General features: G+C 58.0%; 13 protein-coding genes and 1 tRNA gene. 7 read left to right on the top strand and 7 right to left on the bottom strand.

The annotated features are described in order from the left end of the window. The first annotated feature begins 13 nt into the window (after positions 1-13). A complete protein-coding gene (locus tag NOR97_RS08100) occupies positions 14-358 on the top strand; it encodes an MmcQ/YjbR family DNA-binding protein (protein ID WP_170344164.1) in 345 nt (114 codons plus the stop codon). 56 nt (positions 359-414) lie between these two features. After that, positions 415-1,602, top strand: a complete 1,188-nt coding sequence (locus NOR97_RS08105; protein ID WP_257600795.1) for a pyridoxal phosphate-dependent aminotransferase — start codon at positions 415-417, stop codon at positions 1,600-1,602. A gap of 8 nt (positions 1,603-1,610) precedes the next feature. Here the strand turns inward: NOR97_RS08105 and NOR97_RS08110 are convergent, their stop codons facing one another. Next, positions 1,611-2,141 (bottom strand): outer membrane protein, encoded by a 531-nt coding sequence (locus NOR97_RS08110; protein ID WP_257600797.1) that lies wholly within the window; start codon positions 2,139-2,141, stop codon positions 1,611-1,613. 400 nt (positions 2,142-2,541) lie between these two features. On the opposite strand from NOR97_RS08110, the gene NOR97_RS08115 reads away from it, so the two are divergent. Then, the gene (locus tag NOR97_RS08115) at positions 2,542-4,086 is read left to right on the top strand and encodes a trimethylamine methyltransferase family protein (protein ID WP_257600798.1); all 1,545 of its coding nucleotides are present in this window, start codon (positions 2,542-2,544) and stop codon (positions 4,084-4,086) included. 45 nt (positions 4,087-4,131) lie between these two features. Here the strand turns inward: NOR97_RS08115 and NOR97_RS08120 are convergent, their stop codons facing one another. Both NOR97_RS08120 and NOR97_RS08125 read right to left on the bottom strand, forming a co-directional pair. After that, positions 4,132-4,377 carry a hypothetical protein gene (locus NOR97_RS08120; protein ID WP_257600799.1) on the bottom strand — a complete coding sequence of 82 codons (246 nt, stop codon included), beginning with the start codon at positions 4,375-4,377 and terminating at the stop codon, positions 4,132-4,134. 540 nt (positions 4,378-4,917) lie between these two features. Beyond that, positions 4,918-8,538, bottom strand: coding sequence for a vitamin B12-dependent ribonucleotide reductase (locus tag NOR97_RS08125; RefSeq protein WP_257600800.1), 3,621 nt, complete (start codon positions 8,536-8,538; stop codon positions 4,918-4,920). A 542-nt stretch (positions 8,539-9,080) separates the two neighbouring features. Between NOR97_RS08125 and NOR97_RS08130 the strand changes: the two genes are divergently transcribed. Continuing rightward, positions 9,081-9,515 carry a hypothetical protein gene (locus tag NOR97_RS08130; protein ID WP_257600801.1) on the top strand — a complete coding sequence of 145 codons (435 nt, stop codon included), beginning with the start codon at positions 9,081-9,083 and terminating at the stop codon, positions 9,513-9,515. An 11-nt stretch (positions 9,516-9,526) separates the two neighbouring features. Here NOR97_RS08130 and NOR97_RS08135 read toward each other — a convergent pair. The 4 genes from NOR97_RS08135 to pdxH all read right to left on the bottom strand — a co-directional run bounded on the left by NOR97_RS08135 (position 9,527) and on the right by pdxH (position 11,374). Beyond that, a tRNA-Pro gene (locus NOR97_RS08135) sits at positions 9,527-9,603 on the bottom strand. Between the two features lie 43 nt (positions 9,604-9,646). Next, positions 9,647-10,114 (bottom strand): DUF192 domain-containing protein, encoded by a 468-nt coding sequence (locus NOR97_RS08140; protein ID WP_257600802.1) that lies wholly within the window; start codon positions 10,112-10,114, stop codon positions 9,647-9,649. Between the two features lie 5 nt (positions 10,115-10,119). Then, a complete protein-coding gene (locus tag NOR97_RS08145; RefSeq protein ID WP_174818371.1) occupies positions 10,120-10,626 on the bottom strand; it encodes a cold-shock protein in 507 nt (168 codons plus the stop codon). A gap of 142 nt (positions 10,627-10,768) precedes the next feature. After that, positions 10,769-11,374: a pyridoxamine 5'-phosphate oxidase gene (gene pdxH / locus NOR97_RS08150; RefSeq protein ID WP_170344157.1), complete on the bottom strand. Its 606-nt coding sequence runs from the start codon at positions 11,372-11,374 to the stop codon at positions 10,769-10,771. Positions 11,375-11,509: 135 nt separating this feature from the next. Between pdxH and fabI the strand changes: the two genes are divergently transcribed. Genes fabI through NOR97_RS08165 form a run of 3 tightly spaced genes read left to right on the top strand, consistent with a single transcriptional unit; the run spans position 11,510 to position 14,027 of the window. Beyond that, the gene (gene fabI / locus NOR97_RS08155) at positions 11,510-12,316 is read left to right on the top strand and encodes an enoyl-ACP reductase FabI (RefSeq protein WP_171725420.1); all 807 of its coding nucleotides are present in this window, start codon (positions 11,510-11,512) and stop codon (positions 12,314-12,316) included. Between the two features lie 4 nt (positions 12,317-12,320). After that, complete coding sequence (gpt, locus tag NOR97_RS08160; protein WP_170344155.1) at positions 12,321-12,830, top strand: xanthine phosphoribosyltransferase; 510 nt, start codon at positions 12,321-12,323, stop codon at positions 12,828-12,830. A gap of 21 nt (positions 12,831-12,851) precedes the next feature. After that, the gene (locus NOR97_RS08165) at positions 12,852-14,027 is read left to right on the top strand and encodes an aminotransferase (RefSeq protein ID WP_257600803.1); all 1,176 of its coding nucleotides are present in this window, start codon (positions 12,852-12,854) and stop codon (positions 14,025-14,027) included. Positions 14,028-14,039 lie beyond the last annotated feature (12 nt).

Raw genomic sequence — 14,039 nt, forward strand, 5'->3', positions numbered from 1 at the left:
CAGAGTGCCAGCCATGGATCGAGACTTCATCAATTCCATCTGCAAGGAATTTCCCGGAGCCGAGCTGTCAGACCCGTGGGGCGGCGGTCATGACGCGTGGAAGGTTGGCGGCAAGATGTTTGCCTGTATCGGAACTGCAAATGACGGCGTGTCGGTCAAAACACCCGACGTGGAAACGGCTCAGATGGTGATTGATGCCGGTGTCGCGGTGAAAGCCCCCTATTTTCACCGCAGCTGGGTCCGCCTGCCGTTTGATGCCGAGACCGAGGAGCTGCGCCATCGTTTGACGGTTTCATATGATCTCGTTCGCGCTTCGTTGACTAAAAAGCTTCAGGCGAAGCTGCCACCGCGAAGCTGATTGACAAACGGCCACTGCTCTGCCCCATTCAGCGCAAGGCAAGCAGGGGCGATGGGATGAAACTGTCTGAACGCATCACGCAGATCACCGGCGGCGGCAGCGATGGCTGGGACGTGTTTTATCGCGCCCGCCGGATGCAGAGCGAAGGACAAGCCGTAACAGAACTGACGATCGGTGAACATGACACCCGAACCGACCCTTCGATTCTTCAGGCGATGGAGCTGTCGGCCCGCAACGGCCACACAGGTTACGCGATGGTGCCCGGCACGGACCTGCTGCGCGACACGGTCGCCGCTCGAGTTCAGACCCGCACAGGTGTTCCGACCTCTCGGAACAACGTTCTGATCACCCCCGGCGGGCAAGCTGCCCTGTTCGCGGCACATATGGCCGTTTGCGATCCCGGTGATGTCGGATTGTATCTCGACCCCTACTACGCCACCTATCCCGGCACGATTCGGGGCGTTGGCGCCATGGCCCGCGCGGTTCAAACCACCGCTGAAGGCGCTTTCCAGCCCCAGGCCGAACGGATCGATGCCGCCGCTGAAGGCGCGGTTTCGCTGTTGATCAACACGCCGAACAATCCGACCGGTGTGGTCTATTCCCGTCAATCGCTCGAGGCGGTCGCTGACGTGTGCAAACGGCGCGATCTTTGGCTGATTTCGGATGAGGTATACGACACCCAGGTCTGGGACGGCGAGCACATTTCGCCGCGTGCGCTGCCCGACATGGCAGAGCGAACGCTTGTGGTTGGATCCATGTCCAAGTCCCATGCCATGACCGGGTCTCGGTGTGGATGGGTCGTCGGCCCCGAGGATGTCATCGCCCATCTGATCAATCTGGCGACCCACACCACCTACGGCGTTCCCGGGTTCGTACAGGACGCCTCCAGCTTTGCGCTGACCGCGGGTGTTGAACTGGAAGAAAAAATCGCCGCCCCGTTCCGCCGCCGGCGTGCCCTGGCAATGGACATTCTGGCCTCGCAAAACATCGTCGGCCTCGTCCCCGCGCAGGGTGCCATGTATCTGATGCTGGATATCCGCGCGACCGGGTTGTCGGGGGACGCGTTTGCCAACGCGCTGCTGGACGCACACAGAATTGCCGTCATGCCCGGCGAAAGCTTCGGCAAGGCCGCTGCCGGGCACGTACGGGTGGCCATGACCGTGGCGGATGAACGCTTTGCGGATGCGCTGAAAACGCTGTGCAAATTCGCGTCGCAACTTGCGAGGAAGCACGCAGCTGAATAAGCCTGTTGTCAGAAACGGAACGTTGTACGCAGGTTGAAGACGTTGGATTCCAGACCACCGGTGGATCGGGTCACATCATCGAAGTCTTGCCGCAGCGCTTCACCGCTGATGACAAAATTCTCGCCAATCGGATAAGCGATGCCGATTCCGTAAACGGCGGCGGTATCGCTGTCGACGGATGTTTCGGCCCGTGCCGCGCCAACGACGACATACCCCAGCGCACTGCCGAAATCGTACCCGCCACGCAGTTTCAAGCGCGTCATGCTGTCCAAGCTTCCCTGAGATTGGCTGAGGTTCAGGGACAGGCGGTTGTATTCAAGTTCACCGCCCAGAACGAAAGCCCCGAAATCCTGGTCATAGCCTACATGCGCACCAAAGGCGGTGTCGTCCCCGCTTGATCCACCCGGTCCATCCGCATCCGCGTACCCAAAGCTGAGCCCAACGTAACCTCCTGTCCAATCCTCTGCCATAACCGGACTGGCGCTGGCTGTCAGAGCCACGACAATCAGGACAGAAAAAAGTTCAAAAGTCTGTTTCAACGCGATTTCACTCGGGATTCAGATCATGTCTAGCTTTGAATTCAACTGGGATCGCTTTTGTCAGAGTTCAATTCCTTGCACGCAAAGCTCAAGAGTAAGTGAATGCAGTATAACAGATTTCTGTCACCGCGGGAGAAAATCTGCCTCAGAATTCCGTCAGTGGACCGTTGGGCAAACATTTGCTGAAGTTAATTCCGTTGAGGTCGCAAACAGAACAGATTGCGTCGCCGTGTTTTGGAACTCTTGCGCCAAACGTTGAGAGGCGGAATGACTGACCACGACTGGAAAATCAGCCTGATCAGCCGCACCATTGGTGCGGACCGGGGGCGTGCAGCGAGAGGGCGGCCGTAAGCGGCCACTTGCTAGTTCCCCAAACATCTCTCACAGATCGGAAAAAGAAATGAACGACCAATCCCGCAACACATCGCGCAGCGGCGGTCGCGCTGCGCGTCGCGCTGCCCGTGCAACCGCATTGCCTGAACATCTGCGCCCCGTGCGCCCCGGTATGGAAGGCGGTGTCCTGAATGTCCTGACCCAGGCACAGATCGAACGTATCCACGAGGCCGCCCTGACCGCATTGGAAACCATTGGTCTGGCAGACGCGCCGCAAAGCGGAATCGACTATCTGGTCGGTGCAGGCTGCATACTGGGCGACGATGGCCGCATCCGCTTTCCCCGTGCCCTTGTCGAAGACACGATCGCAAAGGCGAACCGCAAGGTCACTTTGTACAGCCGCGATGGAAAAACCGATCTGGACCTGACCGGTACAAAAGTACATTACGGCACGGCTGGTGCCGCCGTTTCCATGGTCGACGTGCATGGTCGCGAGTATCGTGATTCAACCGTTCAGGATTTGCACGATGCCGCACGCATCTGCCAACAGCTTGACAATATTCACTTTGTTCAACGCCCCATGGTCTGTCGCGATATCGCCGACAACCTGGAAATGGACCTGAACACGATCTACGCAAGTTGTTCGGGAACGTTCAAACATATCGGCACGTCCTTCACGGAACCCAGCCACGTCGCCCCCGCGATGGAGATGATCTACATGATCGCGGGCGGCGAGGACAAATATCGCGAGCGACCTTTCGTGTCGAACTCGAACTGCTTCGTCGTCCCTCCGATGAAATTCGCCACAGAAAGCTGCGAAGTGATGGAGGAGTGCATCAAGGCCGGGATGCCGGTGCTGTTGCTGTCAGCCGGGATGGCCGGTGCCACCGCGCCATCGACAATCGCCGGAGCAATCACCCAAGCCACGGCGGAATGCCTTGCGGGATTGGTTTATGTAAACGCCGTAAGTCCCGGCGCACCCGCAGTTTTCGGCACCTGGCCTTTTGGTCTTGATCTGCGGACCGGCGCAATGTCCATCGGTTCCGGAGAACAAGCCCTGCTGACGGCAGGCTGCGCCCAGATGCACCGTTTCTACGACTTGCCTGGGGGTGCGGCGGCCGGTGCATCAGATTCGAAGCTGCCCGACATGCAGGCCGGGTGGGAACAGATGTGCTCGAACGTGATGGCGGGGCTGTCCGGGTTGAACATGGTTTATGAAGCCGCTGGCATGCACGCCTCGCTGCTGGGTTTCTGCTTTGAAAGCCTCATCCTCAGCGACGACCTGATCGGTCAGGCACTGCGCTGTGTGCGCGGGATCGAAGTGACCGATGAAACCCTGGCATTGGATCAGATCGCATCCGTATGCATGGGCGGCCCCGGTCATTATCTGGGCACCGATGCGACCCTCAGCCGGATGCAGGCCGACTATGTCTATCCGACCTTTGGTGACCGCTCGTCCCCCAAGGAGTGGGTGGAGCTTGGCAAACCGGATCTGGTTGAAAAGGCAGTGGCCCGAAAGAATGAAATCCTGTCCACCCCGTCGGCGGCCCGGTTCGACCCTCTTCTGGATGCTGAAATTCGGGAAAAATTCAACATTCACTTGCCGTTATAGCATCTGAAAAAGCGGCCCGATGAGTGTCGGGCCGCCCTTTCTTGTTTACCCGTTGCTGGGTGGAAGCAAACCTGCCTCTTGCGCAACGGCCACTTCATCAGCATCCAGCGCCCCGTCGCCGTTTGCGTCCATCGCCGAGAAAGTGTCGGCGTCGACGTTGGGCAACACGGCCTGGATTTCTTCGATGGTCAGAACGCCATCGCCATTGGCATCGGTTGAGGACTGCGCCGAGAGCACTCCCGGCAGGGTCAGAGCAGCGATGGAAATCCCAATCAAGTACTGCGGTTTCATTTTGGTGCCTCCTGGATAGGTTGATTATGTCTTCGTCCGGACAGGCCCCAGAAACACCGCAACAGCCGCAGGCGTCACCCGTTTTGCGCGATCGGGAGGAAATCGCGCCAATCCTTGCGTGTTTGACCGAGTCGGAGTCGCGAAGCGCCGCCGGGCAAAACCTTGCCAGACCCATTTCGGCGGGACATGCCCGAAAGGCATGGCCCGATCCGGCAAGACTGCGCTTATCCGGGCAACCAGTCGCAAAAAAGAAAGGGGGCCGAAGCCCCCTGTCAGTTTCGCCATCCAGGCTCATTTCGTTGACCGCCCGGTGTTTTTTTGCCTGCGGCCTGGACGTCGCATGGAACGAGCGCACCCGTTCCGTGAAAGAGTGGGAGGGAGCAAATATTCCGCCCCACCCTGTTCCCGGCCAACACGGGCATGTCGGCCGAGTGAAGAAAGGACATCCGGTAAGTCTTGTATCCTTTCTTCGTATTCGTCGGGGTCGGTTACCTAGGGCAGCGTCCGACCCCTACGCCCCGGGGTGCCGGGGCGCTGTCCTTAACTACACCCGCTTGTCGCGCCACAGGTGTTGCATTTCATGCAGGTGCCGTTGCGCACCAGCGTGTAGTTTCCGCATTCGCCGCAGGGATCGCCCTCGTACCCCTGCATCTTGGCCTTCGTGCGGGCGTCCATGCCGGTGGCCACCGCCGTTTCGGCTGCCGGTGCTTCGAAGGAAGCCGCCGGTTCAGCCATGCCGTTCACCTCGACCTGACCGGCGTTGAACACCGCCAGATCTTGCGGCAAGCGCTTGCGCAGATAACCGGTGGAGCTGATTTGTTTCAGCACTTCCAACGACCTGGACGCGGCTGATTCGCTGATTTCCGAAACGTTCGAGACACCCTCGTCTTCGCCCCGGCCCAGATCATCGAAGGTTGCGCCTTCGGGTTTCACATGGGCCAGATCGGTACGATCCAGATAAGACACGGCCAATTCGCGGAAGATGTAATCCAGGATCGACGTCGCGTTCTTGATCGAGTCGTTGCCCTGCACCATCCCCGCGGGTTCGAACTTGGTGAAGGTGAAGGCGTCCACGAATTCTTCCAGCGGCACGCCGTATTGCAGACCAACCGACACGGCGATGGCAAAGTTGTTCATCATCGCCCGGAAGCCAGCGCCTTCCTTGTGCATGTCGATGAAAATCTCGCCCAACTGGCCGTCTTCGAACTCACCAGTGCGCAGATAGACCTTGTGGCCACCGACGATTGCCTTCTGGGTATAGCCCTTGCGGCGATGCGGCAGTTTTTCACGATGGCTGCGGATGATTTCCTTGACCACAACCTTCTCGATCACCTTCTCGGCCAGAACGACGGCCTTTTCCTGCGCCGATCCGCTTTCCAGCACCTCTGCCGCCTCGTCGTCATCCTCGACCAGTGCTGCCGCCAGCGGTTGCGACAGTTTCGAACCGTCACGATAAAGCGCGTTGGCCTTCACACCCAGCGACCAGCTGAGTTCATAGGCTTTCTGACAGTCTTCGATGGTCGCGTCATTCGGCATGTTGATCGTCTTCGAGATCGCACCCGAAATGAAGCTCTGTGCCGCCGCCATCATGGTGATATGACTGTCAACACCAAGGAAACGCTTGCCTTTTTTTCCGCACGGGTTGGCGCAATCAAAGATCGAATAATGCTCTTCCTTCAGATGCGGCGCACCTTCCAGTGTCATGGTTCCGCAGACATGGTCGTTGGCCGCGTCGATATCCGCCTTGGTAAAGCCCAGATGGCGCAGCAGGTCGAATGTCGGGTCATTCAGCTTGGTCGCCGGGATGCCAAGAACGCCGGTGCAGAAATCCTCGCCCAGCGTCCACTGGTTGAAGACGAACCGGATATCGAAGGCGCTTTCCAGCGCCGCGTCCACCTTTGCCAGTTCATTCGGGCCAAAGCCGTGACCGGTCAGCGAGGTGTGGTTGATCCCCGGCGCGTTGCCGATGGTGCCGTGACCAACGGCATAGGACACGATCTCTTCGATCTGCGACGAGGAATAGCCCAGCTTTTCCAGCGCCGAAGGCACCGAGCGGTTGATGATCTTGAAGTAACCGCCACCGGCCAGCTTCTTGAACTTTACCAGCGCAAAGTCAGGCTCGATCCCGGTGGTGTCGCAATCCATCACCAGACCAATGGTGCCGGTTGGCGCGATCACGGTGGCCTGCGCGTTGCGATAGCCGTTTTTCTCACCAAGGCTCAGCGCCTCATCCCAGGCTGACATGGCCAGATCGACCAGACGCTTGTCCGGGCAGTTGCCGTGATCCAGTGGCACCGGCTTGACCGCCAGTTTCTCGTAGCCCTCGGTCACACCTTGTGCCGCGCGGCGGTGGTTGCGGATGACCCGCAACATGTGGTCGGCGTTGCGTTCGTAGCCTTTGAACGGGCCAAGCTCACCGGCGATCTCAGCCGAGGTTGCATAGGCCACACCGGTCATGATCGCGGTCAGCGCACCACAGATCGCCCGACCCTCATCCGAGTCGTAGCTGTAGCCCATATTCATCAGCAGACCGCCGATATTGGCGTAGCCCAGACCCAGTGTGCGGAAGTCATAGGACAGTTGCGCGATTTCCTTCGACGGGAACTGCGCCATCGTCACCGAGATTTCCAGCGTCAGGGTCCACAGACGCGAGGCGTGCATGTAGTCCGCCGCCTGGAACTCACCATCCTTCAGGAAGGTCAGCAGGTTCATCGACGCCAGGTTACAGGCCGTATCGTCGAGGAACATGTACTCCGAGCACGGGTTCGAGCCGCGGATCTCACCATCTTCGGGGCATGTGTGCCACTCGTTGACGGTATCGTGGAACTGGATGCCCGGATCGGCGCAAGCCCACGCGGCGTGGCCGACCTTTTCCCAAAGATCACGCGCCTTGACCACCTTGGCCACCTTGCCGTCGGTGCGGTTGATCAACTCCCAATCGGCATCCTTTTCAACCGCCTTGAGGAACGCATTGGTCACGCGGATCGAGTTGTTCGAGTTCTGGCCCGAAACCGAGCTGTACGCCTCTGAATCCCAGTCTGTATCATAGGTCGGGAACTCGATGCTGTCGTGGCCCTGCTTGGCATAATCCAAGACGCGCTTGATGTAAGTTTCTGGGATCGCGACCTTTTTCGCTTTACGAACCGCCTTCTTCAGCGCGTCGTTCTTGTTCGGATCATAGGCGTCATCGGCAGATCCATCCCAAGATCGGATGGCCTCGAAAATGCCGTTCAGCATCTTCTCGTGCATCTTCGATCCGGCAACGATCGAGGCCACCTTCTGTTCTTCGATCACCTTCCATTGGATGAATTGCTCGATGTCCGGGTGATCCGCATCGACGATGACCATCTTTGCTGCCCGACGGGTCGTTCCGCCTGATTTGATCGCGCCGGCGGCGCGGTCGCCGATCTTGAGAAAGCCCATGAGGCCCGAGGACTTGCCGCCGCCCGACAGCGCCTCGCCCTCTGCGCGCAGATGGCTGAAATTGGTCCCGGTTCCCGAGCCGTATTTGAACAGGCGCGCCTCGCGCACCCACAGATCCATGATGCCGCCTTCGTTCACCAGATCATCATCGACCGACTGGATGAAGCACGCGTGCGGCTGCGGATGTTCGTAGGCCGATTTGGATTTGGTCAGCTTGCCGGTCTTGTAATCGACATAATGGTGCCCCTGTGCCGGGCCATCGATTCCATAAGCCCAGTGCAGGCCCGTGTTGAACCACTGCGGTGAGTTCGGCGCCGCGCGCTGGGTCGCCAGCATAAAGCGCATCTCGTCGAAATAGGCGCGCGCATCTTCCTCGGTCGAGAAATAGCCGCCCTTCCAGCCCCAATAGGCCCAGGCTCCGGCCAGACGGTCGAACACTTGCTTCGACGAAGTTTCTCCTACGAACTCGGCGCCTTCTGCGGGAACCGAGCGCCACAGAAACTCGGGAACATCTTTTTCCTTCACTTTCTTGAGCTTGGTGGGCACGCCCGCCTTGCGAAAGTATTTCTGCGCAATCACATCACTTGCGACCTGCGACCAGCTGGAGGGGACTTCGATGTCATCCAGACGAAAAACGATTGTGCCATCCGGATTTCTGATTTCAGACGTTGCAGACACAAAATTCAGTTCCGCATAGGCGTCCTGATCCGGTTTGGTGAATTTTCTTTCAATCTTCATGTCCGCAGCCCTGGTTAATACAGCTCAATTTCCGATTCCCGACACCAAATCTTGTGTTGCGGGGTGTCGCCCACAACGCCCTGAGACGCGTGCAAAAAGGTACTGTTCGCTGTCTGAGACAGCGCAAAGCCGCAAATGCGACCGCACGTAAAACGATTGTGCTTTTCCGACCCTCGCCCGCTGCCTTTTCCGGATTATACACCAGATATTGTGGCAATCTCGTTGGCCCATACAATTTGACGTATGTTCCCATAGAAGGTCAACGCCCTTTTTCGGTCATTTTCCAAATCTTTTTTGTTGACCTGATGGTTGCGTAAAGTCTTCTGCGCGCAGGCCGCGATTCCTCCACAGCTTCATCCACGGCGTATTTCCGCTGATGTTTTGAATTCTCAAAATGAATTCCCGTTTTTACCAGCATAGTTATCGGTATTTGATCAACCAATGACATGCTGGTTACCCTGAAGGGGAATCAATACCGCCCAGACAAACTGTCCCGCACCGTCTGCCGAACGGTCTACCCACGAGCGAGGGAGCTCAAGCGAATGAAGTTGTTTCCTTTTGTCCCGGCCACAGCCTTCATCGTGGCGTGCGCACCACAGGATGTGCCCATCCCGTCACGCAGCGCACAGTTCGACTCCTTCCCTCAACGACTGTTCGATACGTTCGAGACCAGCTGCTCGGGCCCAGGCGAGTCTTTCAGGAAAACCGGGAACCAAATCTTTGAATGCAGTGAGTTCCTGCCCCCAAAGGCCACAGCTTATTTGATTCTGAACTATGACGGTCATCCGCAGGACCTGCCCCAAAGCGTCATGCGCCTGACGTCGACGAAGACAAGCGCAGGGTATCGCGTGGACGCGCGTGTTTTCTTCCACGTCCCGCAAAAATCCGGTGCGGCCGTCGAAGTTCCGGTTGAAAGCAAGCTTCTGAACCAAGCCATCAGCGAGCTCTACCAGTCAATGGGTGGCTCGCCGAATTAGCTTGATGGAAATGGTCGGGGCGGCAGGATTCGAACCTACGACCCCCTGTACCCAAAACAGGTGCGCTACCAGACTGCGCCACGCCCCGGACCGTGCGCCTTCCTAACGATGCCGTTCTGATTTGAAAAGCCCTAACAGGGCCAAATTGCAGGTCCTTGCGAAAAAATTTCGTGCTTCATCTGTGTCCCGGGCCCGATGGAGTAGCGCGCGGACAATCCTGCATTGATTTCCAGCACCGCAAATACGGAATCGCCCCCTTCAATCGGCGTAAGATCACCCGGAATCGCCCCTTCATGCACACGAGTCACCAAACCGGTGCGATCCAGAAAAATCATATCCAGCGGGATCAGGGTGTTCTTCATCCAGAAGGCAACAGGCTGCGGCGGGTCAAAGACGAACAGCATACCGGATCGGGTCGGCAACGATTCGCGAAACATCAAACCGCGGGATCGCTCTTGCGGTGTAACGGCGATTTCCACGTCAAATTGCACCGTCGCACTGTCATTTCTGAGCGTGACACGGTCGGATCTGCATGCGGCAGCGGCAACTCCTGCCCACAACGTTAAGAATATGGTCAAGAGTATCCGAAGCCGTTTCATCCGGTTCAGCTGTCCAAAGCCGCTTCCCAGGCCAGAACCTGCGCGGCCATCCGACCCCGCTTGCCGTCGATCACCCTCATGGCCAGTGCTTCACCTGGTTGCAGATCGGCAAGCCCCGAACGGCGCAACACCTCGATATGAAGGAATACGTCTTCGCCGCGCCCGAAGACATTTGCAAATCCGAAACCTTTGCCCTTGTCGAACCATTTCACCCGTGCGGCTTCCAACGGCGCTTCTGCGATGACCTCCGGATCCAGCTCGGCGAAATCAGCAAGCATCATCGAGTCGGTCCGCGCCGGCGGATCAATCGCGATGACCTCGACCGCCTGAACCCCTCGGTCCGTGCGATGAGTCATGATTTCAATGCTGGCACCGTCTGCGACCGAGCTCTGGCCGTAGTTGCGCAGAACATTCACGTGCAACAGAATATCCGGGCCGCCCTCTTCGGACACAACAAAGCCATACCCCTTGGCAGGGTCGAACCATTTTACGTGTCCACGGACGCGGTACATGTTGTTCAGGTCTTCTGGCACGGTTTTCCCATCGCGAATATCAACAGTTCGTTAAGGGTTTGTTGTTTAGGGGAATGGCAGGCAAATTCAAGCTGAAAAAATCGTTTGTTTTCTGCTTGTTGCATTTCACGACACGTGAACGTCATGGATTCAACCTTTCAACATGCCATGCCGATCCCGGCTCAATTCGTTGCCATCTGAACCGATCATGCAAGCGGAACGCTCCATCGGCCCAGAACTCAATCTCGGTGGGCGTCAATCTGTACCCGCCCCAAAATGGCGGACGCGGCGGATTTGGCCCTAGTTTCGCCGTCACTTTCGCGACTTCTGCCATCAAAGCTGTCCGGCTCGAAAGCGGTTGCGACTGCTTTGAAGCCCACGCGCCCAGCCGGCTTTTCAATGACCTTGATGCATAATACTCATCTGCCTGGGGCCCGTTTTCACGACTTATTGTACCACGAACGCGAAGTTGACGCCGCAAAGATTTCCAATGCATCACAAATGCAGCTTTTCCGGCGGTGTCCAGTTCCCTGGCCTTGGCGCTTTCGTAGTTTGTATAGAAAACAAACGAGTCCGCTTCGATTTCCTTTAGCAACACCATGCGTGCATTGGGCAAGCCATCCGGGTCAACGGTTGCAAGCGCAATCGCATTCGGGTCGTTCATTTCGGTTTCTTCAGCCTCAGCCAACCACCGGGCCGCTATTTCAAACGGATCGGAGCCAGCAAAGATGCCATCACGCTCGGTCATTTCCATCCCCTGGAAAGTATTAACGACGAACCTAAGGCGAGAACCCGCTGCGGGCAAGAGCGCACGGCCTTGATGCAACGCAACCAATGGCATAAACCAACTCAACATAACGCGAAGACAGGCGGAGAACCGAACATGTCAAATCAGTTGATGGCCGGCAAACGCGGCCTCATCATGGGACTGGCCAATGACAAATCAATCGCATGGGGAATCGCCCGCGCCTTGTCGAATGCCGGGGCCGAGCTGGCCTTTTCCTATCAGGGCGAGGCTTTGAAAAAGCGTGTCGACCCGCTGGCGGCGCAATTGGGCAGCGAAATCGTTCTGCCCTGCGACGTCAGTGACGAAGCATCCATCGACGCGCTCTTTGCAGCGCTGGAAGAGAAATGGGGCAAGATGGACTTCATCGTCCACGCCATCGGCTTTTCCGACAAGAACGAGCTGCGCGGTCGCTATGTCGACACCAGTCGCGCGAATTTCAAACTGACGATGGATGTGTCGGTCTATTCTTTCACGGCCGTGATGCAGCGTGCTGAAAAGATGATGTCCGAGGGCGGCAGCGCTGTGACCCTGACCTATTACGGCGCCGAGCAGGTCATGCCGCATTACAATGTTATGGGCGTCGCCAAGGCCGCGCTCGAGGCCTCGGTCAAATACCTGGCTGAGGATCTGGGCAAGGATGGCATCCGCGTGAACTCGATCTCGGCCGGTCCGATCAAAACCCTGGCCGCCAGCGGCATCGGCGATTTCCGCTATATCATGAAGTGGAACGAATATAACTCGCCACTGCGCCGCAACGTGACCATTGACGATGTCGGAAACTCGGCGCTGTATCTTCTGTCGGATCTGTCCAGCGGCGTAACCGGTGAAAACCTGCATGTGGATTCCGGGTATCATATCGTCGGCATGAAGGCCGTTGACGCCCCGGACATGGAAAAAGGTTAAGAACATGAGCGCCAAGGACCGCCTGCCCCACGAAAAAGGCTTTCACATCAGCTGGGACCAGATTCATCGCGATTCGCGTGCACTGGCCTGGCGTCTTGACGGGCAAGGGCCCGATGATGGCAACTGGCGGGGTGTTGTCGCGATCACCCGCGGCGGCATGGCGCCTGCGATGATCGTCAGCCGCGAACTGGACATCCGTACGGTGGATACGATCAGCGTGCGTTCGTACCACCATCAGGAACAGGGTGAAGCAGAGGTGTTGAAATCTCCGGACGCCGACCTGATGGGTGACGGAACCGGTATTCTGATCATCGACGATCTGGTCGACAGTGGAAAGACGCTGGAACTGGTGCGGGAAATGTACCCGAACGCACATTTCGCAACGGTTTACGCCAAACCCAAGGGCCGTCCGATGGTGGATACCTTCATCACCGAGGTCAGCCAGGACACATGGATCTTCTTCCCATGGGATATGGCCCTTCAATATGTCGAGCCGTATCGCGGCACCGATTGATTCCAGAACAGTAGACCGCACATGACGCTCAGCCGTACCGCCGCAACGTTCGCACCCCCGGTGATGGAGGCGCGCCGATGGGTCGAGGGCGTTTCCTTCCCATCCGACCGCCCGTTGATCAACGTAAGCCAGGCGGCCCCGGTCGATCCGCCGCCGCTGGCCTTGCGGCAGGCCATGGCCGAGTTCGCCGTTCGCGAAGACAGCGCGCATCTTTATGGCCCGGTTTTGGGCAATGACGATCTGCGCGCTGAACTGGCGGCGCAGATCAGTTCTCACTATGCAGCACGGGTAGATTCACCCCGGATCGCCATCACATCAGGCTGCAATCAGGCGTTTTCGGCCGTGATATCGGCGATCACCGGCGAAGCCGATGAGGTCATTCTGCCAACCCCCTGGTATTTCAACCATAAAATGTGGCTGGACATGGCAGGGGTACAGGCCGTGGACCTGCCGACCGGCGATGACCTTCTACCCGATCCAGAGCGTGCGCGCGGTTTGATTACGGACAAGACCCGCGCCATTGCGCTGGTCACGCCCAACAATCCGGGCGGCATCGAATACCCTGCCGAACTTGTCAGGGCCTTTTACAACCTGGCCCGTGAAACCGGGATTCGCCTGATCGTCGATGAAACCTATCGCGATTTCGACAGCCGCAGCGGCCCTCCGCATGATCTGTTTCAACAACCCGGATGGGACGAAACGCTTGTCCACCTGTACTCTTTTTCCAAGGCTTATCGTCTGACGGGCCACAGGGTTGGCGCCATCGCGACAAGCCCGGAGCTGTCGTCCGAGGTTGAGAAATTTCTGGATACGGTCGCCATTTGCCCCGGCCAGATCGGCCAGTTCGCTGCGTTGTGGGGTATGCAAAACCTGTCGCAATGGCTGGCCGGCGAGCGCGATGAAATTCTTGACCGCCGCGCAGCCATTGCAGAAGGGATGCCGGCGCTTGAAACCCGGGGTTGGCGGCTTTTGGGACTTGGGGCCTATTTTGCCTATCTCGAACATCCGTTCGACATGTCGTCAGACGAGCTTGCGCGCCGTCTGGTCAGCGAAGCCGGTGTGCTGCTGTTGCCCGGCACCATGTTCATGCCCGATCATGACCCGGATGGAAAACGGCAGGTGCGCATTGCTTTTGCCAATCTGGATCGGGCCGGGCTGGGCCAATTGTTCGACCGGTTGCAGGACCTGTCCTTCTAAGCTTGCCCCTCG

The sequence above is a fragment of the Ruegeria sp. YS9 genome, assembly GCF_024628725.1.
In the GTDB taxonomy this organism is placed as follows: Bacteria; Pseudomonadota; Alphaproteobacteria; order Rhodobacterales; family Rhodobacteraceae; genus Ruegeria; species Ruegeria atlantica_C.